This window comes from Rhizobium album, from assembly GCF_003122325.1.
Lineage (GTDB): Bacteria > Pseudomonadota > Alphaproteobacteria > Rhizobiales > Rhizobiaceae > Metarhizobium > Metarhizobium album.
Window position 1 is genome coordinate 214,139 of the sequence record NZ_QFBC01000002.1, and the last position, 23,084, is coordinate 237,222.

Sequence of the window (23,084 nt, forward strand, 5' to 3'; positions counted from 1 at the left end):
ATTGATCTCATGAACTTTTCCGCCTGGTCAATCCGCAATCCGATTGCACCGCTGCTTGCCTTCGGCCTGTTGCTGGTCGTCGGCCTGCAGTCGTTCTACGCCCTGCCGATCACCCGTTTCCCGAACATCGACGTTCCGCTGGTCGCCGTCACAGTGACGCAGAGCGGCGCCTCGCCGGCCGAACTCGAAATGCAGGTGACCAAGGAGATCGAAGACGCGGTCGCCTCGATCACCGGCATCGACGAGATCCAGTCGACGGTCACCGACGGCCAGTCGCAGACCGTCGTGATGTTCCGCATGGAAATCCCGACCGAGCAGGCGGTGCAGGATACCAAGGATGCCATCGACCGCATCCGCAGCAACCTGCCGGCCACCGTCGAGGAGCCGATCGTCACCAAGATCGACGTCGAAGGTCAGGCGATCCAGACCTTTGCCGTCTCCTCGCCCGACATGACACTCGAAGAACTGTCGTGGTTCGTCGACGACACCGTCAAGCGGGCCCTGCAGGGGCAGGCCGGCATCGGCCGGATCGACCGCTACGGCGGCGCCGAGCGGGAAGTGCGCATCGAACTCAACGGCGATAAGCTGAACGCCTACGGCATCACCGCCGTCAGCGTCAACCAGCAGCTGCGCGGCACCAATATCGACCTCGGCTCGGGCCGCGGGCAGGTGGCCGGCGCCGAACAGGCGATCCGCGTGCTTGGCGACAAGCGCAATGTCGCCGAGCTTGCCGACACCACCATCGCGCTGCCGAACGGCCGTTTCGTCAAGCTTTCCGATCTCGGCACGATCAAGGACACCTACGAGGAGCCGAAATCCTTCTCGCGCTACAACGACACGCCCGTCGTGACCTTCGGCGTCTTCCGCTCGAAGGGCGCCAGCGAGGTGAGCGTCGCCGAAACCGTGGCCGAAAGCCTCGACAAGCTGCGTGCCGCAAACCCGAACGTCTCGATCGAGTTGATCAACGACTCGGTCTACTTCACCTACGGCAACTACGAAGCCGCGATGCACACGCTGATCGAGGGCTCGCTGCTCGCTATCGCTGTCGTCTTCCTGTTCCTGCGCAACTGGCGGGCGACGCTGATCTCGGCGGTCGCCCTGCCGCTGTCGGCGATCCCGACCTTCTATATCATGGATCTCATGGGGTTCTCGCTGAACCTCGTCAGCTTCCTGGCGCTGACACTGGCGACGGGTATTCTCGTCGACGATGCCATCGTCGAGATCGAAAACATCGCCCGCCACATCAAGATGGGCAAGACGCCCTATCGCGCCGCGATCGAGGCGGCGGACGAGATCGGCCTGGCGGTGATCGCCACCACCTTCACGATCATCGCCGTCTTCGTGCCGGTATCGTTCATGCCGGGCATTCCGGGCCAGTACTTCATCCAGTTCGGCCTGACGGTCGCCTTCTCGGTGTTCTTCTCGCTGATGGTGGCGCGCCTCATCACGCCGATGATGGCCGCCTATCTGATGCGCGCCGAAGACGCGATGGACGACCACCACGACAATGACAGCGCCTTCCTCAAGGGCTACACGTGGCTGGTGCGCGGCACGACGAGCCGCTGGTACATGCGTTATGCGACGCTGATCGCCGCCATCGGCTTCCTCGTCGGTTCGCTGGCGCTGCTGTCACAGGTTCCGGGCAGCTTCCTGCCGCCGGAAGACGCCTCGCGTATCGTGCTTTCCGTCGAACTGCCGCCGAACGCCACGCTGGAAGACACCGAGGCGACGACCGACGCCATCTACAACCAGGTGAAGGATCTCGACGGCGTCGAAAGCGTCTTCGTGCTCGGCGGCGCCTCGCCGAAGGGCGACCTGGAACTGCGCCGTGCGACGGTGACGCTGTCGCTGGACAAGCTCGACCATTCGCTGACCAAGAAGATCGTCAACGACATCCTCGGCAAGATCCCGGTCCTCGGGCCGATGCTGCCGAAGGTCGAGGCCCATGGCCGCGAGCGGCCGCAATGGGATATCGAAAAGGAAGTCTTCGCCAGGGTGCGCGACATTCCCGACGTGCGCATCCTCAAGCTCAACGATCGCGGCGAACGCGACCTGTCGTTCAACTTCCTCTCCAAGAACGAGAAGGACCTGAACGAGGCCGTCGGCGTGCTCGAAGCCAAGCTGCGTGCCGAACCGCTGCTCGCCAACGTCAGCGCCGAAGGCGCCCTGCCCCGCCCGGAACTGCAGATCCGGCCGCGCATGGACCAGGCCGCCCGTCTCGGCATCACGCCGCAGCAGATCTCCGAGACCGTACGTGTCGCCACCATCGGCGATGTCGATGCGGCGCTGGCGAAAATCTCGCTCGACGACCGGCAGATCCCGATCCGGGTGCAGACCTCGCTCGACCTGCGTCGTGACCTCGCGGCCATCCGGGCGCTGAAGATCCAGACGGCCAGCGGCGCCCTCGTGCCGCTGTCGAGCGTCGCCGACGTCGACTATTCGGAAGGCGCAAGCTCGATCAAGCGCAACAACCGCAACCGCGTCGTGGCCATCGGCTCCGACCTGTTGCCGGGCGTGGCACTCGATTCCGCCTCGGCGCGCTTCCGCGAAATCGTCAAGCAAGCCAACCTGCCGCCGACGGTGCAGCTGGCCGAAAGCGGCGACACCAAGGTGCAGCAGGAAATGCAGCAGAGCTTCGTCAACGCCATGTTGATGGGCCTGATGCTGGTGCTGACGGTGCTGATCCTGCTGTTCAAGGATGTGATCCAGCCGTTCACCATCCTGTTCTCGCTGCCGCTCGCCATCGGCGGCGTCGCGGTCGGCCTGCTGGTCACCAACAATCCGCTGTCGATGCCGGTGCTGATCGGTATCCTGATGCTGATGGGCATCGTTACGAAGAACGCCATCCTGCTTGTCGATTTCGCCATCGAAATGCGCCGCCACGGCATGGAGCGGGTGCAGGCCATGGTCGAAGCCGGCCGCAAGCGCGCCCGCCCGATCATCATGACCTCGATCGCCATGTCGGCCGGCATGCTGCCTTCGGCACTCGGCGTCGGTGAAGGCGGCACCTTCCGCGCGCCGATGGCGATCGCGGTGATCGGTGGCATCATCGTCTCGACGGTGCTGTCGCTCCTGGTGGTGCCTTCCTTCTTCCTGATCATGGACGACCTGTCGCGCCTGCTCGGCTGGCTGTTCGGCCGCCTGGTCGGCAAGAAGGACGAGGAACAACTGCCGATGTCGACCGAAGAACTGACCGAGATCGCCAACGAAAACCAGCAGTCGCTGGCAACGATCGAAGACCGGCTGACCGCACTGGAGAAGCAGACGCGCGAGGCGGAAAAGGCCGAGCAGGACAATACGCCGAGCAATGTCGTGCGCCTGCCGCCGCTCGCCGCCGAGTAAAACTCAAGAACAAGACCGCTGAAACAAGAGACGCCGGGCCACAAGCCCGGCGTTGTTCTTTGCCGCAGTTGATCGAAATCAACTCTGGCCGCTCGCTCCTCGCCTATTCTCGCCGCGCTGCGATCGAGGGGAGCCATGGACGAGATGAACAAACGATTGAAGATGAACAGCCGCGAGAAAAACATTCTTGCGGGAACGCCGTTGATGGCAGCGCTCGGCAAACCGGCCCTGCAGCACATGACGGAAATCGCCACCGTCGTTCATTTCGAGGCCCGCGACATCCTCGCCCGCGAAGGCGATCCCGCCGAATATTTCTACTGCGTGCTGACCGGTTACGTGCGGCTGTTCCGGCTGAGCCGCGACGGGCGCGAGGCCGATATCCGCATCTGCGGCCCCGGAGAAACATTCGGCGAATGCCTGCTCTATCTCGGCCCGGCTTACCGCTATCACATCCAGGCGGCGGAAACCGTCACTGTGGCCCGTTTCGAACTGTCGAAGCTGCGCAAGCTGGCCGACGAGGATCGCGACATCGCCCGCTTCATCATGCAGTCGATGGCCGCCCACCTCGTCAACATCATGGATTGTGTCGCCAACGACCGGCTGCAGACCGCACCGCAGCGGCTGGCTCACTACCTCCTGACCAGTTGCCCGCAGAACAGTACCTCTGCCTCGATCCGACTGCCTTTCCAGAAGAGCCTGCTGGCCGGCAAGCTGGGCCTGGCGCCGGAAGCCCTGTCGCGCGCTTTCTCGTCGCTCAAGCGGGCCGGCGTCACGGTGCGCGGGCGGCTGATCCTCATCAACGACGTCGGCGCGCTGCGGCAGATCTGACACAGGCGGGAGCGCGGGTCAGAGCCCGCCGTGCTCCTTCAGGAAGGTCACGATACGATCGACACCCTCGCCGCGCTTCATGTCGGTGAACACGAAGGGTTTCGAGGCACGCATGCGATCCGCATCGCCATTCATCACCTCGATATCGACGCCGACATGCGGGGCGAGATCCTTCTTGTTGATGATCAGGAGGTCCGACTTGGTGATGCCCGGTCCGCCCTTGCGCGGAATTTCTTCACCCTGACAGACGGAAATCACGTAGATCGTCAGATCGGCCAGATCGGGCGAAAATGTCGCCGCCAGATTGTCGCCGCCGGATTCGATGAACACCACGTCGAGATCGGGGAAACGGCTGTTGAGGTCGGCGATGGCCTGCAGGTTGATTGAGGCATCCTCGCGGATCGCTGTGTGGGGGCAGCCGCCCGTCTCGACGCCGACGATCCGATCCGAGGTCAGCGCCTGCATGCGCACCAGCGCCTCGGCATCTTCCTTGGTGTAGATGTCATTGGTGACGACGGCGACGGAAAACTCCTCGCGCATCGCCTTGCAGAGCTTTTCCGTCAGCGCCGTCTTGCCCGAGCCGACCGGCCCGCCGATGCCCACTCTCAAGGGTCCGTTTTGCGATTTCATCCTATCCATCCTTGTGCGCCTTCCCGCGCCTGCGGGAAACGCAATCCCTATGTTACGAGCGGAAGAGGCGCGTCGTCTGCACCTCATGCCGCAAAGAAGCGATATCGGCGCCGATGGTTGCGGAACCGAGATCATCGAGACTGGACAGCGCCGCGCGCCCGGCCGTCCCGGCAATCACCGGCTCCAGCGTCGCCAGCACGGCCACGCCATCCCGCTGGCCACAGGTCCCAAGCCGGATCGCCGCCGAAACCAGTTGCGAGGCAAGCGCATGCTGGAATGCCGCCAGCGCCTCGTCGAGCCTGATGGCGTGGGCGCCCATCACGGCGCCGACCGCGACGGGATAGGCCGCCGAAGGCCCGAGCCGTTCCAGCACCGGATGCGGCCAGGCGCGCGCCGCCGCCAGAAACGCCTCGCCGAGCAGCATGGTTTCCATGTGCCGCTCGCGCGAGCCGGAAAGCGCCGAGGCCAGTTCGGCAACGGCAACAAGCCCTTCGGCATCATCGACCGAACGATGGCTTTCGGCAAACAGCACGGCATCGTTCCAGGCCGAACCGCGTTCGAGCAGCATGGCGATCCATTGCCGCAAGGTTTCGCCATCCGTGACCCAGCCGTCGTGCACGGCGCGTTCCAGACCGCCGGAATAAGCGAAGGCGCCGACCGGGAAGGCCGGGGAAAGCCAGGTCAGCAGGCGAAGCATCGCCTGCATGTCGCGTCCGTCATCCATCCAGGCTCAATCGTGGTGATGGTGATGATGGTCGTGGTGCGCGTGGCCGCCATGCGCATGATAGGCGCCGCGGGCCGGCTGGAACGGTTCCTCCACCTCGCGGACAACCGCTCCTAAGCCTTCCAGCATCGAGCGGATGACGTGGTCGCGCAGGATCAGGATGCGCTCCTCCTCGATCTGCGCCGAGAGGTGCCGGTTGCCGAGATGCCAGGCGAGCTCGATCAGATGCAGCCGGTCGCGCGCCGCGATGGCGAAGAGCTTTTCGTTTGCCGCCTGGATCTCGATAGTGTCACCGTTTTCCAGCCGCAGCCGGTCGCCATGCGTAAACAACACCGGCTCCTTGAGATCGAGCATGACCATCTCGCCGTCTTCGAGATGCAGCAGCTTGCGGCGCAGATGACGCAGGTCATGCGGCAGGACGACGATGCCGACCGGCGGATCGGAAGGTTCGCCGGCGGGAATATAGGATGTGACGCGTTGCATGAAACTCTCTCAGAACAGGAAATAGCGTTGTGCCATCGGCAGCACGGTCGCCGGCTCGCAGGTCAGCAATTCGCCGTCCGCCCGCACCTCGTAGGTCTCCGGATCGACCTCGACATGCGGCGTCAGGCTGTTGTGGATCATCGACGCCTTGCCGATGCCGCCGCGGGTATTCTTCACGGCGACAAGCCGCTTGGCAACACCGAGCTGGTGGGCAAGGCCGGCATCCAGCGCCGCCTGCGAGACGAAGGTGACGGAGGAATTCGTCAGGCTCTTGCCGAAGGAGGCGAACATCGGCCGGTAATGCACCGGCTGCGGCGTCGGGATCGAGGCGTTCGGATCGCCCATCGGCGCGGCGGCGATCGAGCCGCCGAGCAGCACCATGTCCGGCTTGACGCCGAAGAAGGCCGGGTTCCAGATGACGAGGTCGGCCCGCTTGCCGATCTCGACCGAACCAATCTCGCGGCTGAGGCCATGGGCGATGGCCGGATTGATCGTATACTTGGCGATGTAACGCTTGACGCGGACATTGTCGTTGTCGCCGGTCTCTTCCTTGAGCGCGCCGCGCTGGCGCTTCATCTTGTCGGCGGTCTGCCAGGTGCGGATCGCCACCTCACCGACGCGGCCCATGGCCTGGCTATCGGAGGAGATGATCGAGAAGGCGCCGATATCGTGCAGGATGTCTTCCGCCGCGATGGTTTCCTTGCGGATGCGGCTTTCGGCGAAGGCAATATCTTCCGGGATCGACGGTGACAGGTGGTGGCAGACCATCAGCATATCGAGATGTTCGGCCAGCGTGTTGACCGTGTAGGGCCGCGTCGGATTGGTCGAGGACGGGATGACGTTCGGCTGGCCGCAGATCTTGATGATGTCGGGCGCATGGCCGCCGCCCGCCCCTTCCGTGTGGAAGGCGTGGATGGTGCGGCCCTTGATGGCGCCGATCGAATCCTCGACGAAACCGCTTTCGTTCAGCGTGTCGGTGTGGATCATCACCTGCACGTCGTATTCGTCGGCGACGGAGAGGCAGCAGTCGATGGCCGCCGGCGTCGTGCCCCAGTCCTCGTGCAGCTTCAGCGAGGTGGCGCCGGCCAGCACCATCTCCTCCAGCGCGCCGGGCAGCGAGGCATTGCCCTTGCCGGCGAAGGCAAGGTTCATCGGGAAAGCATCGGCCGCCTCGATCATCCGAGCGATGTGCCAGGGGCCGGGGGTGCAGGTGGTCGCCAGCGTGCCGTGCGCCGGGCCGGTGCCGCCGCCGAGCATGGTGGTCAGCCCGCTCATCAACGCCTCCTCGATCTGCTGCGGGCAGATGAAGTGGATATGGCTGTCCATGCCGCCGGCGGTGACGATCTTGCCCTCGCCGGCAATCGCCTCGGTGCCCGGGCCGACGATGATGGTGACGCCCGGCTGGGTATCGGGATTGCCGGCCTTGCCGATGGCGACGATGCGGCCGTCCTTGAGGCCGATATCCGCCTTGACGATGCCCCAGTGGTCGATGATCAGCGCATTGGTGATGACGGTATCGACCGCGCCGTCGGCGCGCGTCACCTGGCTCTGTCCCATGCCGTCGCGGATGACCTTGCCGCCGCCAAACTTCACCTCGTCGCCATAAGCGGTGTAATCCTTCTCGACCTCGACGAAGAGTTCGGTATCGGCAAGCCGCACCTTGTCGCCGGTCGTCGGTCCGAACATGTTGGCATAGGCGGCGCGGGACATCTTGTAAGGCATGGTATTTTACCTCGTGACTTCGGAAGTGCAGTGCAAAAGCGGGCGTTCTGCGGTGGCGAACAGGCTGTCGATGCGGCTGAGCCGGCCCCGGGCGACGTGGTCGTCCACGAAGCGGCGCTCGGCGGCAAAAGGATGCCACTCCCATCCTTGGTGACCGAAACCGGCAAGGCAGATATCGCCGTCGCGGAATTCTTCCGCCGCCAGCACATGGGCAATCGCCACCATCCCGCTCGACGGCACCACATAGGACGCCGGATCGTAGGCTGCGAGCGCAACATCCAGCGCCTCGTGAACGTCCCGGCCGATCGTAAAATGGTCTTTGCCGGTCTCGGCGGCAAAAGCCGCAAAACCCCCGGTGTAATCGTCGCAGAAATCGTCGAGTTCCGGATGGCTGACGGCAAGCGCTCCGCGCATGTCGCGGAATTTCTGCGGATCGCGCACGCACCAGATGGCGCGGGCGGCGATCACTGCCGGATTCATCGTCCAGAGCGCCGAGGACAACATGCCCTTTCCCGGCCGCCCGGTATTGCAGACCGCGACGATATCGGTGCGGCTACCGCCGGCGCCGACCGAGCGGCAATCGTTGAAACGGATGACGAGATCGGCGGCGTTGATCAGGTCCGCCGCGCCATCCGGCACCTCGCCATTGCCGACGATCATGATCCGCCGCCGCGCCGCCATCAGTTGACCATCCCTTCGGCCAGCGCCTTCAATTCCCTGGTGCGGGTCCGCGTCAGTTCCGCCTGGCAACCGGAAACCAGCATCGGCTCCATGCTGCCGAGATGCGCCTCAAAGCCGTAGGCTTCGCAATGGCCGTCGCGATACTCGATCCAGGCGCGCTGCGCCTTCAACAGCGCCTTTTCGGCGCCACGCTCGGGCTCGTACATGGCGTCCATCTCAACCATCGCCGCCCGCGTCTTCTTGTATTGCGCGTTCAACTCCTTGTCGGCAGCCTCGAAATCGCGATAGGCGCAGATGTTCATCTCCGCCTGCACCTGGGCGTTGTCGCAATCGATCGGTGGATCTTCCTCCGCCGTCACCAGCCCGGAAAACCCGAGCGTTGCGACAAGCGCGATCCCTGCCATCAGCCATCTCGACATCGCTTACAGCTTTCCCATGACCTGCTGGCGGAAACCGTAGATCTCCCGCTTGCCCGACATCGGGATCAGCGTGACGCTGCGCGTCTGGCCCGGCTCGAACCGCACCGCGGTGCCGGCGGGAATATCGAGGCGCATGCCGCGCACCTTGTCGCGATCGAAGGAAAGGCCGGCATTGGTCTCGGCAAAATGATAGTGGCTGCCGACCTGCACCGGACGGTCGCCGGTGTTCGACACCTCGATGGTCACCGTCGGCTGGCCGGCGTTCAGCTCGATCTCGCCGCCGGCGGCAATGATTTCACCCGGGATCATCTCGTCCTCCTCACGCCGCCTTGACGGGCGCGCAGCCCTCGGCCTTGAGCACACGGTGCGTCGAGGCCGGATATCTGGCCAGCATGGCCGCCGGCCGCACCGGGCGACGGGTAAACTCGCCGCCGCAATTCGGGCAGGCACCCTGCAGCACATCCGTGGCGCAATCGACGCAGAAGGTGCATTCGAAGGTGCAGATCATCACCTCCCGGCTTTCCGGCGGCAGGTCCTTGTCGCAGCATTCGCAATTGGGTCGCAGTTCCAGCATGGCTTCCTCCTCCTAGCGGATCGGTTCGTGGACGGTCACCAGCTTGGTGCCGTCGGGAAACGTCGCTTCAACCTGCACGTCGTGGATCATCTCGGCGATGCCTTCCATGACCTGCGAGCGGTCGATCACATGCGCGCCCGCCTCCATCAGCTCGGCGACGCAACGGCCGTCGCGGGCACCCTCGACGACAAAATCGCTGATCAGGGCAATGGCTTCGGGATAGTTCAGCTTGACGCCGCGCTCCAGCCGGCGGCGCGCCACCATGGCCGCCATGGCGATCAGCAACTTGTCTTTTTCCCTGGGCGTAAGGTTCATGTCCGCTCCGTTTTTCTCAAGTCCAACGGCAGCGGCCAAGGTGAAACCGGTGCCATTCTCCTGCCCTGTTCATAGATTCCAGACTTTCGGGACCGGCGCTCCGTTGCGCAAGACCGAAATGACCGGGATCAGAATTTTTCGCAGCGCATAGCCGTCGGCAGCCGTCAGGCGCACGACGAGCTTGTCGCGCCACTGGCTGGCGCCGCCGGCCGCATCGCCAAGCACTTGCCGCACCCGCTCGATGTAGGCTTCCGCCCGCGGCCCGCAATAGAGCACGGTGGCAAACGCCACCTGCGCGCCGAGCACGGCGGGCGCCTTGCCGATGCCGACAATGTCGCCCTCCAGCCGCAGGTCCTCGGCATGCACCAGCCGCCCTTCGCGGCGGATGCGCCAGCGGTCGCGAAACAGCCCCGTCGCCATCGTTTCGCCCATCGCCTTGCGGCCGAGCAGCACGGCTTCCAGCCCTAAAAATTCGGCGCCGGCATCGAGATCGACCTCCAGCCGGCGGGTCATCGAGGCGCGATCGAACAGGATGGTCTCCTGCGGCAGCCAGTCGACGCGGGCGCCCGAGGCCACCGAGATCCGCGTCGACACAGTGGCGGTGCCGGCGGATGCCTTGTAGACCTTTTCGCAGGCCTGGGTCGTCGCCGTCACATGGCAATCGGGGCCGGCATTGATAACCCACGCCATTTCATCGCCGCCGGTGAGTCCGCCGGAGGTGTTGATGATCACGGCCTCCATTTCGGCCGAAAACGTATCCGGCAGGCGGATCTTCGCCGAGCCCTCCTGGAAAAGCTCCGCAAGACGCGTGCGCCCGCCGAGCGGTTTGGCGGTAAGACGGCCGATGCCGCGGGCGCGCTGCGGCCTTATGGTCGCCAAAGCCGTCACCGGAGACTATCCATCATCTGCACGCCCATTCCCGCCCGTCGCATCGTCGCCCGATCATCAAGCAAGTTCCGTGCCTTTTCAATGCGCAAAGACACACGGCATTTGCGGAGCCAATCTTGCCGGCCGGTGACGACCCTCCGGAATTCCGATGAAAAAACAGGCATGTGCCGGCACTTTCGGCAAAGACATGCTGCCCACCCCTCGTACGGACTACACGGTCAGGTGCCGCCGCGCCTCCGGCGTATCCAGCGTTTCCGCCGCCCCCTGATGGACGATTTCGCCGCGATCCATGATGTAGACCTGATCGGCCAGCTCGCGGCAGAAATCGAGGTACTGCTCGACCAGCAGGATCGCCATGCCGGTGGAATCGCGCAGATAGCGGATCGCCCGGCCGATATCCTTGATGATCGACGGCTGGATGCCTTCCGTCGGCTCGTCCAGTACGAGGATTTTCGGCCGCGTCACCAGCGCCCGGCCGATGGCGAGCTGCTGCTGCTGACCGCCCGAAAGGTCGCCGCCGCGGCGGCCGAGCATCGATTGCAGCACCGGGAACAGGCTGAAGATATCGTCGGGAATGAAGCGTTCCTTGCGCGACACCGGCGCGTAGCCGGTTTCGAGGTTTTCCCTGACCGTCAGCAGCGGAAAGATTTCACGCCCCTGCGGCACGTAGCCGATGCCCTGCTTCGCCCGGGCAAACGGCGGCAGACCGTTCAGCATCTTGCCGTCGAAGCTGATCGAGCCGCCGCTGATGCCGTGCTGGCCGGTGACGGCCCGCAACAGCGAACTTTTGCCGACCCCGTTGCGGCCGAGCACGCAGGTGATCCTGCCCATCTCCGCCGTCAGCGAAATGCCGCGCAGCGCCTGGGCGGCGCCGTAGTGGAGGTTGACGTTTTCGACTGTCAGCATGGCAGGCCTCTTCCATCATGCGGTGGGTTTAATTTTTGCTCGCTCGGCATTTCATGTGACAACGCGTTGGTGGATCCTCGGGTCAAGCCCGAGGATGATGGCGGAGAGTGGGATGCTCCAAGCGAATAGTCCGGCATGTCGTTATTAAAGCGATGCCCCATCCTCACCGCCCCAGATAATTCTCGATCACCTTCGGATCGTTGCTGACGAAGTCGATGGAGCCTTCGGCCAGCACCGAGCCTTCCGCCAGGCAGGTCACCTTGACGCCGAGGTCGCGGATGAAACCCATGTCGTGCTCGACCACCACCACCGAGCGGCTCTTGGCGATCTCCTTCAAGAGCACCGCCGTTTCCGCCGTTTCCGCATCCGTCATGCCTGCGACCGGCTCATCGACCAGGAGCAGCTTCGGTTCCTGCGCCAGAAGCATGCCGATCTCCAACCATTGTTTCTGGCCGTGGGAGAGGTTGGCGCCGAGGTCGTTCTTGCGGTGGGTGAGACGGATGGTTTCGAGGATCTCCTCGATGCGGGCCTTGTCCTCCGCCGTCAGCCGGTAGAACAGGGTGGAGAACACGCCGCGCTTGCGGTTGAGCGCCAGTTCGAGATTGTCCCAGACGGTGTGGCTTTCGAACACGGTCGGCTTCTGGAATTTCCGGCCGATGCCGAGCTGGGCAATATCGGCCTCGTCCTTCTTGGTCAGGTCGATCTCGCCGTTGAAGAACACCTCGCCGCTGTCCGGACGCGTCTTGCCGGTGATGATGTCCATCATCGTCGTCTTGCCGGCGCCGTTCGGGCCGATGATGGCGCGCAGTTCACCCGGCTCGACGACGAAAGACAGCGAATTCAACGCCTTGAACCCGTCGAAAGAAACGGAAACGCCGTCTAGATAAAGCAGGCTTCTGGGTTTGGTTTCGCTCATCGGCATCACTCCGCTGCCTGGGTGCTGGTGGGGCCGGCTTCCGCCTGGTTGGCCGCTTCACGGGCGGCTTCCGTCGCTTGTGCCCTGCGGTAAGCCTTCCGGCTGGCGGCATATTGCGCCACGGTGCCGACGATGCCCTTCGGCAGGAACAGCGTGACCGCGATGAACAGGGCACCCAGCGCAAACAGCCAGAAATCGGGGAAGGCGCCGGTGAAGAAACTCTTGCCGGCATTGACCAGCACGGCGCCGATGATCGGCCCGATCAGCGTGCCGCGGCCGCCAACCGCCGTCCAGATGACGACTTCGATGGAGTTGGCCGGCGCGAATTCGCCGGGGTTGATGATGCCGACCTGCGGCACGAACAAGGCACCGGAAATACCCGCCATCATCGCCGAGACGACGAAGGTGAACAGCTTGATGTTCTCCACCCGGAAACCGAGGAAGCGCACCCGGCTTTCGGCATCACGCACGCCGACCAGCACCTTGCCGAATTTCGAATGCACGATGCCGGAGGCGATCAGCAGGCAAAGCGCCAGCATGATGGCGCTGAGCGCGAAGAGCACGGCGCGGGTGCCGTTCGCCTGCACCGAAAAGCCCAGAATATCCTTGAAATCGGTCAGGCCGTTGTTGCCGCCAAACCCCATGTCGTTGCGGAAGAAGGCGAGCAACAAGGCGTAGGTCATCGCCTGGGTGATGATCGAGAGATAAACGCCGTTCACTCTGGAGCGGAAAGCGAACCAGCCGAAGATGAAGGCGAGCAGGCCGGGAACGACCAGCACCATGATCATCGCAAACCAGAACATGTCGAAGCCATGCCAGAACCACGGCAGTTCCTTCCAGTTCAGGAACACCATGAAGTCGGGGAGAACAGGGTCGCCATAGACGCCGCGCGAGCCGATCTGGCGCATCAGGTACATGCCCATGGCATAACCGCCGAGCGCGAAGAATGCGGCGTGGCCGAGCGAAAGGATGCCGCAATAGCCCCAGACCAGATCCAGCGCCAGCGCCAGCAGCGCGTAGCACAGGTACTTGCCGAACAGCGCCATGATGTAGGTCGGGATATGCAGCGGATTGTCGGCCGACAAGAGCAGGTTGGAGGCCGGCACCAGCACGGCGATGGCGAGGATGACGGCGATGGCGACCGTGATGTTGCGATCGAGCGCCCGGATCAGAAAGCCCGTGATCATGCTTCCACCGCCCTTCCCTTGAGTGCGAAGAGACCGCGCGGCCGCTTCTGGATGAAAAGGATGATGAGGACGAGCACGAGGATCTTGCCGAGCACCGCTCCCACCGAGGGTTCGAGGAACTTGTTGAGGATGCCGAGCGACAAGGCGCCCACCAGCGTACCCCAGAGATTGCCGACGCCGCCGAAGACCACCACCATGAAGCTGTCGATGATGTAGCCCTGGCCGAGGTTGGGCGAGACGTTGTCGATCTGGCTGAGCGCCACGCCGGCGATGCCGGCGATACCCGAGCCGAGCGCGAAGGTCATCGCATCGACCCAGGGTGTGCGGATGCCCATCGACGACGCCATGCGGCGGTTCTGGGTGACGGCGCGCATGCGCAGGCCCATCGGCGTTTTCTTCAGCAGGAACAGCAGGAAAGCGAAGACGACCATGGCAAACAGCACGATCCATAGGCGGTTCCAGGTAATCGTCAGGCCGCCCAGTTCAAAGGCACCGGACATCCAGGAGGGATTGCCAACCTCGCGGTTGTTGGCGCCGAAGATCGAGCGCACAGCCTGCTGCAGGATCAGCGAGATGCCCCAGGTGGCGAGCAGCGTCTCCAGCGGCCGGCCGTAAAGGAAACGGATGACGCCACGCTCGATGACCAGGCCGACGGCACCGGTGACCAGGAAAGCGACCGGTAGCGCGATCGCCAGCGACCAGTCGAACAGGCCGGGCGCCGAATTACGGATGATTTCCTGCACCACGAAGGTGGTATAGGCGCCGAGCATCACCATCTCGCCATGCGCCATGTTGATGATGCCCATGACGCCGAAGGTGATGGCAAGGCCGATGGCCGCCAAAAGCAGCACCGAGCCGAGCGACAGGCCGTACCAGATGTTTTGGGCCATCGCCCACAGCGACTGCGTATCCTGAATGCTTTTGATCGCCGCCTCGATATCCGGCTTCAGCATTTCATCCGCCGAGTTCAGGGCAGTCGACAGCAGCGACAGCGAGGCCTGACCGCCGATCGCCTTGATGGTTGCGACGGCCGCTTTCTTCTCTTCGATCGGACGGTCGGAGATCAGCAGCGAGGCGGCGCGCGCTTCTTCCAGCGCAGCTTTCACCGCCATGTCGGTTTCGTTGGAAAGCGCCGTCTCGACCAGTTCGAGGGAGTCGGCAGAGGGAGATTTGAGGATCGATTGCGCCGCTTCCATGCGGATCGCCTTGTCGGGGCTGAGCAACGTCAGCCCGCCCAGCGCCGAACGGATGGCGCGGCGCAGGCCGTTGTTGACCTTCACCTTGGTCAGCGCCCCCTTGGCTTCCTCGCCGGCCTTTTCGCCGCTCATGGGATCGGTCAACGCCAGGTTCGCACCGGCGGCCGTGCCGATAAACACGGCACCATCGGATTTGCGGGCATAAAGATTGCCGTCTGCGAAGGCTTCAAGCGCCGGAACGACCTTCGGGTCGCCGGTCGAGGCAATCTTGCCCACCAGTTCCTCGGCCTGCTTGAAGTTCGCCTTGCCAAGGGCATCGAAGAGTGCACGCGCATCTTCTTGCGCCATGCTTGGCGCGACGGCAAAAATGATCAGGAAAAACAGGCTAATGAAACGGATAAGCATTCTTTTGTCCCCCGGGGATGGCGCAGCAACGAAAGGCGCATGGTTTGCCCCTCATCCGCCTGCGTCCTTCGGACCCTTCTCCCCGCTGGCGGGGAGAAGGACGATTGCCGCTCGCTCACCAAATACGGCCAACGCTTCGCATGGCACGTCCCCTCTCCCCGCAAGCGGGGAGAGGGTTAGGGTGAGGGTCTTTTCGTCAAAGCTCGGGCGATCAGGAACCCTTGCCGCCGCACTTGCCGTTGGCGACGTTGAAGTTGCCGCACGACATCGGCTTGCGCCAATCGGAGATCAGGTCCTTGGAGTCCGGCAGGAAGTCCGACCATTCGTCGCCGACGACGGCAGGCGTCTGCTGGACGATTTCGAACTGGCCGTCAGCCTGGATTTCACCGATCAGCACCGGCTTGGTGATGTGGTGGTTCGGCATGACGGTGGAGGTGCCGCCCGACAGGTTCGGGACAGAAACGCCGATGATGGTGTCGAGAACGGCGTCCGTATCGGTGGTGCCGGCGGCTTCGACAGCCTTTACCCAGGCGCTGAAGCCGATATAGGCGGCTTCCATCGGGTCGTTGGTGACGCGCTTGTCGTTCTTGGTGAACGCATGCCAGGTCTTGATGAACTCGGCATTGACCGGCGCATCGACGGACTGGAAGTAGTTCCACGCAGCCAGGTGGCCGACGAGCGGCGCCGTGTCGAGACCGGCAAGCTCTTCTTCGCCGACCGAGAAGGCGACGACCGGGATGTCTTCGGCCTTGATGCCCTGGTTGCCCAGTTCCTTGTAGAACGGCACGTTGGCGTCGCCGTTGATGGTCGAGACGACGGCGGTCTTCTTACCGGCCGAGCCGAACTTTTTGATGTCGGAGACGATCGTCTGCCAGTCGGAATGACCGAACGGCGTGTAGTTGATCATGATGTCTTCTTTGGCGACACCCTTCGATTCCAGGTAGGCCTGGAGGATCTTGTTGGTCGTCTGCGGATAGACGTAGTCGGTGCCGGCGAGCACCCAGCGCTCGACGCCTTCGGTGTTCATCAGGTAATCGACGGCCGGGATTGCCTGCTGGTTCGGGGCGGCGCCGGTGTAGAAGATGTTGCGCGAGGATTCTTCACCCTCGTACTGCACGGGGTAGAAGAGGATCGAATTCAACTCTTCGAAGACCGGCAGGACGGACTTGCGCGACGACGAGGTCCAGCAACCGAAGACGGCGGCGACCTTGTCCTTCTCGATCAGTTCGCGGGCCTTTTCGGCAAACAGCGGCCAGTCGGAAGCCGGGTCGACGACGACGGGCTCGAGCTTCTTGCCGAGGATGCCGCCCTTCTTGTTCTGCTCTTCGATGAGCATCAGCATGGCGTCCTTGAGCGTCGTCTCGGAGATGGCCATGGTTCCCGAAAGGGAGTGGAGAATGCCGACCTTGATCGTGTCGTCAGCCGCAAAGGCGCCGTGGAACGCCGTCGTCGACAGGATGGCGCCAAGCAGGGCGCCGGTGACGTGTGCCTTCAGTTTCATCTTTTGTGAACCCCTCTCTCATCCGCAACCGGAGGATTAACCGTTGCTTAAGGGAGTATCGGATGCTGCACCGCAAAACGGCATACGTAATATGACGTAGACGGAGGGGAGAAAGGGGAAGTTTTACCCCCATGAACGGCAGGGAACAAAGGAGCAGCGGACACTGCCACTCATCTACGCATAGGCAGCACAATAAAAAGGCATGTTGATCAAAGATTCAGCGAAAATCCGCCTTTCACGCCTGCAAAACGAGATCGCGCGGCAATCCGGCATGACGAGCATTGCAAATGGCCGGCAAACCTCGAATATTGCCGGAAAATCTCACGTTTCGGGGACATCGTTCATCGGCATGGCAGCCCGCCAACGCATCATTCCGGTTCGGCGCGAATATAATCGCTGGGTGGCGAACCAGACGCTGGAGGATTATGCGCTGCGTTTTACCGCCAAGAGCGCCCGACAGTTCTCCTCCCAGCGCATATCTCAGACGGCGATCGGTGCGATCTCCTTCCTGGCGCTGGAAGCCATCGGCGGCACGATCACGCTGTCCTACGGCACCACCAATGCCTTCTTCGCCATCGTCGTCGCCTCGATCGCCATGCTGGCCATCGGCCTGCCGATCAGCCGCTATGCCATCCGTCATGGTGTCGATATCGATCTCCTGACACGCGGCGCCTCCTTCGGCTACATCGGCTCCACCATCACCTCGCTGATCTACGCTGCCTTCACCTTCATGCTGTTTGCCATCGAAGCCTCGATCATGTCGGGGGCGCTGGAACTGACGCTCGGCATCCCGCTGTGGATCGGCTACATCATCAGCGCCGTGATGGTCATCCCGCTCGTCACCCACGGCGTCCGGCTGATCAGCAAGTTCCAGCTCGTCACCCAGCCGTTCTGGATCGTGCTCAACATCCTGCCCTTCGTCTTCATCGCCTTCATGGACTGGGAAAAATTCGATGTGTGGCGCGCCTTCTCCGGCCTGCGCCATGCGTCCGGCCCTCCCGGCACATCGGCGCATTTCGACCTCATGGAGTTCGGCGCCGCCTCCGCCGTCATCCTGGCGCTGATGTCGCAGATCGGCGAGCAGGTGGACTTCCTGCGCTTCCTGCCGCCGGATGGCCAGAGGAAATGGCGCCATCGCCTCGCCGTCTTCCTCGCCGGCCCCGGCTGGGTGGTGGTCGGAGCGCCAAAGCTGCTGGCCGGCTCCTTCCTCGTCGTGCTCGCCATGAATGCCGGCGTGCCCGCGGATCAGGCGGCCGACCCGGCGCATATGTATCTGGTCGCCTTCGGCTACATGCTGCCGAACGAGATGGCGGCGCTGCTGCTGATGGCCGCCTTCGTGGTGGTGTCGCAACTGAAGATCAACGTCATGAATGCCTATGCGGGCTCGCTTGCCTGGTCGAATTTCTTCTCGCGCCTGACCCACAGCCATCCCGGCCGCGTCATCTGGCTGATCTTCAACGTGGCGATCGCGCTTCTTTTGATGGAGCTCGGCATCTACCGGCTGCTGGAAGAGACGCTCGGCATCTTTTCGATCATCGCCATGGCCTGGCTCTGCACCATTTCGGCGGACCTCTTCGTCAACAAGCCGCTGGGGCTGGCGCCGCCCGGCATCGAGTTCAAGCGCGCCCATCTCTACGACATCAACCCGGTCGGCGTCGGCGCCATGACGCTGTCGGCGGCGATCGCGCTTGCCGCCCATTTCGGCCTCTTCGGGGGTGTCGCCGCCTCGCTTGCCACCTACATCACCGTCATCGTCGCCTTCATTGCGTCTCCGGCGATCGCCTGGGCGACCAGCGGCAAACTTTACCTTGCCCGGAAGCCACGGCAGAACTGGCGAACGAGCACCACCATCACCTGTTCGATCTGCGAACATCCTTTCGAGCCGGAGGACATGGCCTGGTGCCCGGCCTATGCCGCGCCGATCTGCTCCTTGTGCTGCTCGCTCGACAGCCGCTGCCAAGACATGTGCAAACCCAAGGCGCGGCTGAACTACCAGGCCGCCGCCGTCGCCCGCATCGTGCTGCCGGAAAGCATCGTCGAGCGGTTGAAGACCCGGCTCGGCCGCTATGGGATTGCGGTCGTGCTGGCGGTTTCGGCCATCGGCGTCATCCTGGCGATGATCGCCCACCAGGTCGGCACCGCCTCGCCGGAAACCGCCGAGGTCGTCAACCGCACGGTGCTGATCGTGTTCTTCGTCTTCGCCGTCGTCACCGGCGTCGCCTGCTGGTTTTATGTGCTGGCGCATGACAGCCGCCTCGTCGCAGAAGAAGAATCCTCGCGGCAGAACACCCTGTTGCTGAAAGAAATCGCCGCCCACAAGAAAACCGACGCCGCCCTGCAGAACGCCAAGGAAACCGCAGAGACCGCCAATGCCGCCAAGAGCCGCTACGTCGTCGGCCTGAGCCACGAATTGCGCACGCCGCTCAACGCCGTGCTCGGTTACGCCCAGATCCTCGAACGCGACGAGACGATCCCGGCGCCGCGGCAATCGGCGATCAAGGTGATCAAGCGCTCCGCCGACCATCTGTCCGGCCTGATCGACGGGCTGCTCGATATTTCCAAGATCGAGGCCGGGCGGCTGCAGGTCTATTCCAACGAGATCAACCTCAGGGATTTCCTCGACCAGATCATCGACATGTTCCGGCCGGTGGCCCAAGCGAAAGGCCTGGCATTCGAGCATCTGCGCTCGCCCTACCTGCCGCATTATGTCCGCACCGATGAAAAGCGGCTGCGCCAGATCCTCGTCAATCTGCTCTCCAACGCCATCAAGTTTACCGACGAGGGTTCTGTCCGCTTCGAGGTCGGCTATCGCAGCCAGGTCGCCACCTTCACCGTCACCGATACCGGCCGCGGTATTGCGGAAAGCGACCTTGCCCGCATCTACGAGCCGTTCCAGCGCGGCGAGGCGGAGCATGTGCGGCCGATGCCGGGCCTCGGCCTCGGCCTCACCATCACCCGGCTGCTGACCAACACGCTGGGCGGCGAGATCGCCGCCGAAAGCGAGCGCGACAGGGGATCGACATTCCGGGTGCGGCTGATGCTGTCGGCCGTCAACCGGCCGAACACCACGCCGGCGGCGGAAAAGAAGATCGTCTCCTACACCGGGCCGCGCCGCACCATCGTCGTCGTCGACGACAACGAGGATCATCGCGACCTGATGCGCGAGGTGCTCGTGCCGCTCGATTTCGTTGTGCTGACGGCGGCGGGCGGCGCCGACTGCCTGGCGTTGATCGCCGGCATCAAGCCGGACCTCTTCCTCATCGACATTTCCATGCCGGGCATGACCGGCTGGCAGCTCGCCACGAAACTGCGCGAAAGCGGCCAGACGGCGCCGATCCTGATGCTGTCGGCCAATATCGGCGACGGATCGATCGCCAGCAGCGGCGACGACAGCCACAACGACACCATCGCCAAGCCGGTCGACATCCGCCGGCTGGGCGACAAGCTGGCCGTCCATCTCGGCCTCGAATGGATTTACGAGACGGGCCTTCCTTTTCCCGTGGCCTCGCCGCAACAGCGCCCTTTGCGCAGTCCCGGGCAAAGCCATCTGCAGGAGTTGATCAGCCTCGGCGAAATCGGCTATGTGCGCGGCATCGAGGCGAAGCTGGCCGAACTCGCGACGGCGGAGGAGAACCGCCCGTTCACCGACGCGCTGCTCGCCTACGTCAAGGCCTTCGATCTCGACGGCTACATGGACACCCTGCGCACATTCGAAAGCGAGATGAGCGATGGCATCTGAGACGGCTCTGCCGCGCGATATCGTGCTTCTGGTCGACGACAGTCCGGACGCGCTGGGCTTCCTGACGGAAGCGCTGGAGCAATCGGGCTTTTCCGTGCTGATCGCCACCTCCGGCAGCGCCGCCCTCAACATCGCCGAACGCATCACCCCCGACCTTATCCTGCTCGACGCCGTCATGCCCGGCATGGACGGGTTCGAGACCTGCCGGCGGATCAAGGGCAATGCGGCGGTGGCGCAGGTGCCCGTCATCTTCATGACCGGGCTCACCGAGACCGAACATGTGGTGCATGCGCTGGAATCCGGCGGCGTCGACTACCTCACCAAGCCGATCAACATCGACGAGTTGCGCGCCCGTATCCGCGTGCACCTCTCCAACGCCCGCTCGGCGCAGAGCGCCCGCGTGGCGCTCGATGTCGCCGGCCGGCACCTGCTCGCGGTGCACGGCAATGGCCGCATCCACTGGTCGACGCCGCAGGCGACCCGGCTGGTGAATGCCGCCACCGGCCGCGACGACGGGCTGGACCTGGTCGCCGGCCATATCGCCGCCTGGCTCGCGGCGCAGGCGAAACCGGGCACGGCGCGCGAAACCGGCTTTTCCGTCGATCCGGACGGGCAGACGGCGCTGCATCTCGCCTATCTGGGCGCCATCGGCAGCGACGAATATCTCTTCCGCCTGACCGCCGACAACCGCCGCAGCGACGACGAGATCCTGCGCCAGAATTTTCCGCTGACGGTGCGCGAATCCGAAGTGCTCCTGTGGATCGCCAAGGGCAAGTCGAACCGCGACATCGGCGACATCCTCGGCCTTTCCGCCCGGACGGTGAACAAGCACCTGGAACAGATCTATGTGAAGCTCGGCGTCGAGAACCGCGCCTCGGCCGCCGTCAAGGCAGCGCATGTGCTGCATGGCGAATAAGGCCTGCGCCCTTTCTCCGGGCGAAGGCAATAAAAAGCCCGGCTGCGCATAACGCAACCGGGCAGAAGGAACCATCATGCCGACAGGGCCGGCATGACAGGCGAATTACTTCGCTTCGAGTTCCGTGTAGGTGTACTTGCCGTCGGCGTCCTTGCCCCACTTGTACATGACGTAGTCGGGACGGGTGATGTCACCCTTTTCGTCGAAGCCGAGTTCGCCGATGGCCGTCTTGAACGGACCCTTCGACTTCAGGGCTTCGGCAACGGCCGTCGTATCGGTCGAGCCGGCTGCCTTGGCGGCATCGGCGATCACCTGAACGCCAGCATAGGCGTACAGCGTATAGGCTTCAGGCTCGAAGCCGGAAGCGCGGAACTTCTCAACCAGTTCGGCGGCAGCCGGGTTCTTGCGCGGATCCGGAGCGAAGGTCATCAGCGTACCGGCGACCGCATCGCCAGCGATCGAAGCCAGTTCGTTCGATACGATACCGTCACCAGACATGAACGTCGCCTTCAGACCCTGGTCGGCCGCCTGGCGTTCGATCAGGCCGAATTCCGTGTGCAGGCCGCCCCAGTAGACGAGCGATACGCCGGCTTCCTTCATCTTGGCGATCAGGGCCGAGAAGTCCTTGTCGCCAGCGGTGACGCCTTCATAAAGGGCTTCGGTGACGCCGGCTGCGTTCATCGCCTTCTTGGTCTCGTCAGCAAGACCCTGACCATAGGGGGTCTTGTCGTGCAGGACGGCAATCTTGGCATCCTTGAAATTCGCAGCGATGTAAGCGCCGGCAACGCCGCCCTGCTGGTCGTCACGACCGCAGGTGCGGAACGTGTTCCACAAACCGCGCTCGGTGTAGGTCGGGTTCGTCGAAGCCGGCGAAACCTGCAGGACGCCGTTTTCAGCGTAGACTTCCGATGCCGGGATGGACACGCCGGAGTTGAAGTGGCCGATGACGAACTTTACGCCGTCGGCAACGAATTTGTTGGCGACCGAAACGCCCTGCTTCGGGTCCGACACGTCGTCGCCGAGCACAACTTTGATCTGTTCCCCGTTGATACCGCCAGCGGCGTTGATGTCCGCTGCAGCCTGTTCCGCACCTTTCTGAAGCTGTGCGCCGAACGCAGCGTTCGGGCCGGTCAGCGGGCCCGCAACGCCGACAATGATATCGGCATAGGCATTGCCGCCAAAGGCAACCATAGCCGTCAGCGCCACAGCCGACAGAAGAGACTTTTTCATTTTGTTACTCCCAATTTTTAAAGCGGGTTGGGTTTGGAAAACCGGGCACAATACCCACTTTCATTGCGCCGGTGTCGCTGCGAAGCTGCTGGGCCCGATTTTGAGACGGGCTCCGTTATTATTTCTGTTTCCAGGAAAAGGGCGAAGCCTTTTCATAGAGCCAGTAGTAGCTGGTCGCCATCTGCCGCGTCCGGTAGTAGCGGAAGCCTGCGGTAGAAAACAACAAAAGCACGATCGTGTCTACGACATAGTATTGCGGCGAAAACATCGTTCCGGCAAACAGCGCATGGTGCACGAAACGGATGCCGACGCCGAGGAGCAGCGTGTAGACGATGACGGTCTTATAGCTCTGCCAGTTCTCGGCAACGCTCTTTCCCGTTCTCCAGGCTGTCCATCCCCCGATGATGCAGGTGATGAACAGGAACTGCAGAACGGACGGCTCTTCGTAAATAATTCCCTGCATGTCAGATACTCCAGGTCGG

Annotated in this window: 21 protein-coding genes; 4 read left to right on the forward strand and 17 right to left on the reverse strand. The window is 63.3% G+C overall.

Annotated elements, in window-relative coordinates:
* Positions 1-9: 9 nt before the first annotated feature.
* Positions 10-3,342, forward strand: a complete 3,333-nt coding sequence (locus DEM27_RS05175) for an efflux RND transporter permease subunit (protein ID WP_109457142.1) — start codon at positions 10-12, stop codon at positions 3,340-3,342.
* Positions 3,343-3,486: 144 nt separating this feature from the next.
* Entirely contained in the window at positions 3,487-4,170 is a 684-nt protein-coding gene (locus DEM27_RS05180; RefSeq protein WP_420028804.1) for a Crp/Fnr family transcriptional regulator, read from the forward strand.
* Positions 4,171-4,188: 18 nt separating this feature from the next.
* Here the strand turns inward: DEM27_RS05180 and ureG are convergent, their stop codons facing one another.
* The 15 genes from ureG to urtA form a co-directional block, all read right to left on the reverse strand.
* Entirely contained in the window at positions 4,189-4,800 is a 612-nt protein-coding gene (gene ureG / locus DEM27_RS05185) for an urease accessory protein UreG (RefSeq protein WP_109457144.1), read from the reverse strand.
* A 52-nt stretch (positions 4,801-4,852) separates the two neighbouring features.
* Positions 4,853-5,524, reverse strand: coding sequence for an urease accessory protein UreF (locus tag DEM27_RS05190; RefSeq protein ID WP_109457145.1), 672 nt, complete (start codon positions 5,522-5,524; stop codon positions 4,853-4,855).
* A gap of 6 nt (positions 5,525-5,530) precedes the next feature.
* Positions 5,531-6,007, reverse strand: a complete 477-nt coding sequence (gene ureE, locus DEM27_RS05195; RefSeq protein ID WP_109457146.1) for an urease accessory protein UreE — start codon at positions 6,005-6,007, stop codon at positions 5,531-5,533.
* A gap of 9 nt (positions 6,008-6,016) precedes the next feature.
* On the reverse strand, positions 6,017-7,729 hold the full coding sequence (gene ureC / locus DEM27_RS05200) for an urease subunit alpha (protein WP_109457147.1): 1,713 nt from the start codon (positions 7,727-7,729) through the stop codon (positions 6,017-6,019).
* A gap of 6 nt (positions 7,730-7,735) precedes the next feature.
* Complete coding sequence (locus tag DEM27_RS05205; protein ID WP_109457683.1) at positions 7,736-8,389, reverse strand: DsbA family protein; 654 nt, start codon at positions 8,387-8,389, stop codon at positions 7,736-7,738.
* A gap of 20 nt (positions 8,390-8,409) precedes the next feature.
* Positions 8,410-8,814 carry a lysozyme inhibitor LprI family protein gene (locus DEM27_RS05210; RefSeq protein WP_109457684.1) on the reverse strand — a complete coding sequence of 135 codons (405 nt, stop codon included), beginning with the start codon at positions 8,812-8,814 and terminating at the stop codon, positions 8,410-8,412.
* An 18-nt stretch (positions 8,815-8,832) separates the two neighbouring features.
* Positions 8,833-9,138 (reverse strand): urease subunit beta, encoded by a 306-nt coding sequence (locus DEM27_RS05215; protein WP_109457148.1) that lies wholly within the window; start codon positions 9,136-9,138, stop codon positions 8,833-8,835.
* 10 nt (positions 9,139-9,148) lie between these two features.
* Complete coding sequence (locus DEM27_RS05220; protein ID WP_109457149.1) at positions 9,149-9,403, reverse strand: DUF1272 domain-containing protein; 255 nt, start codon at positions 9,401-9,403, stop codon at positions 9,149-9,151.
* 12 nt (positions 9,404-9,415) lie between these two features.
* Positions 9,416-9,718: an urease subunit gamma gene (locus DEM27_RS05225; protein ID WP_109457150.1), complete on the reverse strand. Its 303-nt coding sequence runs from the start codon at positions 9,716-9,718 to the stop codon at positions 9,416-9,418.
* Between the two features lie 69 nt (positions 9,719-9,787).
* On the reverse strand, positions 9,788-10,606 hold the full coding sequence (locus tag DEM27_RS05230; protein ID WP_109457151.1) for an urease accessory protein UreD: 819 nt from the start codon (positions 10,604-10,606) through the stop codon (positions 9,788-9,790).
* A 210-nt stretch (positions 10,607-10,816) separates the two neighbouring features.
* Positions 10,817-11,512, reverse strand: a complete 696-nt coding sequence (gene urtE, locus DEM27_RS05235) for an urea ABC transporter ATP-binding subunit UrtE (RefSeq protein WP_109457152.1) — start codon at positions 11,510-11,512, stop codon at positions 10,817-10,819.
* Between the two features lie 163 nt (positions 11,513-11,675).
* The gene (urtD, locus tag DEM27_RS05240; protein ID WP_109457685.1) at positions 11,676-12,428 is read right to left on the reverse strand and encodes an urea ABC transporter ATP-binding protein UrtD; all 753 of its coding nucleotides are present in this window, start codon (positions 12,426-12,428) and stop codon (positions 11,676-11,678) included.
* Positions 12,429-12,433: 5 nt separating this feature from the next.
* Positions 12,434-13,615, reverse strand: coding sequence for an urea ABC transporter permease subunit UrtC (gene urtC / locus DEM27_RS05245; RefSeq protein WP_109457153.1), 1,182 nt, complete (start codon positions 13,613-13,615; stop codon positions 12,434-12,436).
* Positions 13,612-15,216, reverse strand: a complete 1,605-nt coding sequence (gene urtB, locus DEM27_RS05250) for an urea ABC transporter permease subunit UrtB (protein WP_109457154.1) — start codon at positions 15,214-15,216, stop codon at positions 13,612-13,614. The genes urtC and urtB overlap by 4 nt, the downstream gene beginning before the upstream one ends.
* 211 nt (positions 15,217-15,427) lie before the next feature.
* Entirely contained in the window at positions 15,428-16,717 is a 1,290-nt protein-coding gene (urtA, locus tag DEM27_RS05255; protein ID WP_109457155.1) for an urea ABC transporter substrate-binding protein, read from the reverse strand.
* Positions 16,718-17,066: 349 nt separating this feature from the next.
* On the opposite strand from urtA, the gene DEM27_RS05260 reads away from it, so the two are divergent.
* Both DEM27_RS05260 and DEM27_RS05265 read left to right on the forward strand, forming a co-directional pair.
* The gene (locus DEM27_RS05260; protein WP_109457686.1) at positions 17,067-20,456 is read left to right on the forward strand and encodes a hybrid sensor histidine kinase/response regulator; all 3,390 of its coding nucleotides are present in this window, start codon (positions 17,067-17,069) and stop codon (positions 20,454-20,456) included.
* Positions 20,446-21,372 (forward strand): response regulator transcription factor, encoded by a 927-nt coding sequence (locus DEM27_RS05265; RefSeq protein WP_109457156.1) that lies wholly within the window; start codon positions 20,446-20,448, stop codon positions 21,370-21,372. Before DEM27_RS05260 ends, DEM27_RS05265 begins: the two co-directional genes overlap by 11 nt.
* A gap of 105 nt (positions 21,373-21,477) precedes the next feature.
* On the opposite strand, the gene DEM27_RS05270 is transcribed toward DEM27_RS05265, so the two are convergent.
* Both DEM27_RS05270 and DEM27_RS05275 read right to left on the reverse strand, forming a co-directional pair.
* A complete protein-coding gene (locus tag DEM27_RS05270; protein WP_109457157.1) occupies positions 21,478-22,602 on the reverse strand; it encodes a branched-chain amino acid ABC transporter substrate-binding protein in 1,125 nt (374 codons plus the stop codon).
* 118 nt (positions 22,603-22,720) lie between these two features.
* Entirely contained in the window at positions 22,721-23,065 is a 345-nt protein-coding gene (locus DEM27_RS05275) for a DUF6867 family protein (RefSeq protein WP_109457158.1), read from the reverse strand.
* Positions 23,066-23,084 lie beyond the last annotated feature (19 nt).

Excerpts from the sequence above, each read along its gene's own strand:
- DEM27_RS05175 (WP_109457142.1), top strand. The coding sequence starts at position 10 with ATGAACTTTTCCGCCTGGTCAATCCGCAATCCGATTGCACCGCTGCTT.
- DEM27_RS05180 (WP_420028804.1), top strand. The coding sequence starts at position 3,487 with ATGAACAAACGATTGAAGATGAACAGCCGCGAGAAAAACATTCTTGCG.
- ureG (WP_109457144.1), bottom strand. The coding sequence starts at position 4,800 with ATGAAATCGCAAAACGGACCCTTGAGAGTGGGCATCGGCGGGCCGGTC.
- DEM27_RS05190 (WP_109457145.1), bottom strand. The coding sequence starts at position 5,524 with ATGGATGACGGACGCGACATGCAGGCGATGCTTCGCCTGCTGACCTGG.
- ureE (WP_109457146.1), bottom strand. The coding sequence starts at position 6,007 with ATGCAACGCGTCACATCCTATATTCCCGCCGGCGAACCTTCCGATCCG.
- ureC (WP_109457147.1), bottom strand. The coding sequence starts at position 7,729 with ATGCCTTACAAGATGTCCCGCGCCGCCTATGCCAACATGTTCGGACCG.
- DEM27_RS05205 (WP_109457683.1), bottom strand. The coding sequence starts at position 8,389 with ATGATCGTCGGCAATGGCGAGGTGCCGGATGGCGCGGCGGACCTGATC.
- DEM27_RS05210 (WP_109457684.1), bottom strand. The coding sequence starts at position 8,814 with ATGGCAGGGATCGCGCTTGTCGCAACGCTCGGGTTTTCCGGGCTGGTG.
- DEM27_RS05215 (WP_109457148.1), bottom strand. The coding sequence starts at position 9,138 with ATGATCCCGGGTGAAATCATTGCCGCCGGCGGCGAGATCGAGCTGAAC.
- DEM27_RS05220 (WP_109457149.1), bottom strand. The coding sequence starts at position 9,403 with ATGCTGGAACTGCGACCCAATTGCGAATGCTGCGACAAGGACCTGCCG.
- DEM27_RS05225 (WP_109457150.1), bottom strand. The coding sequence starts at position 9,718 with ATGAACCTTACGCCCAGGGAAAAAGACAAGTTGCTGATCGCCATGGCG.
- urtE (WP_109457152.1), bottom strand. The coding sequence starts at position 11,512 with ATGCTGACAGTCGAAAACGTCAACCTCCACTACGGCGCCGCCCAGGCG.
- urtD (WP_109457685.1), bottom strand. The coding sequence starts at position 12,428 with ATGAGCGAAACCAAACCCAGAAGCCTGCTTTATCTAGACGGCGTTTCC.
- urtC (WP_109457153.1), bottom strand. The coding sequence starts at position 13,615 with ATGATCACGGGCTTTCTGATCCGGGCGCTCGATCGCAACATCACGGTC.
- urtB (WP_109457154.1), bottom strand. The coding sequence starts at position 15,216 with ATGCTTATCCGTTTCATTAGCCTGTTTTTCCTGATCATTTTTGCCGTC.
- urtA (WP_109457155.1), bottom strand. The coding sequence starts at position 16,717 with ATGAAACTGAAGGCACACGTCACCGGCGCCCTGCTTGGCGCCATCCTG.
- DEM27_RS05260 (WP_109457686.1), top strand. The coding sequence starts at position 17,067 with ATGGCAGCCCGCCAACGCATCATTCCGGTTCGGCGCGAATATAATCGC.
- DEM27_RS05265 (WP_109457156.1), top strand. The coding sequence starts at position 20,446 with ATGGCATCTGAGACGGCTCTGCCGCGCGATATCGTGCTTCTGGTCGAC.
- DEM27_RS05270 (WP_109457157.1), bottom strand. The coding sequence starts at position 22,602 with ATGAAAAAGTCTCTTCTGTCGGCTGTGGCGCTGACGGCTATGGTTGCC.
- DEM27_RS05275 (WP_109457158.1), bottom strand. The coding sequence starts at position 23,065 with ATGCAGGGAATTATTTACGAAGAGCCGTCCGTTCTGCAGTTCCTGTTC.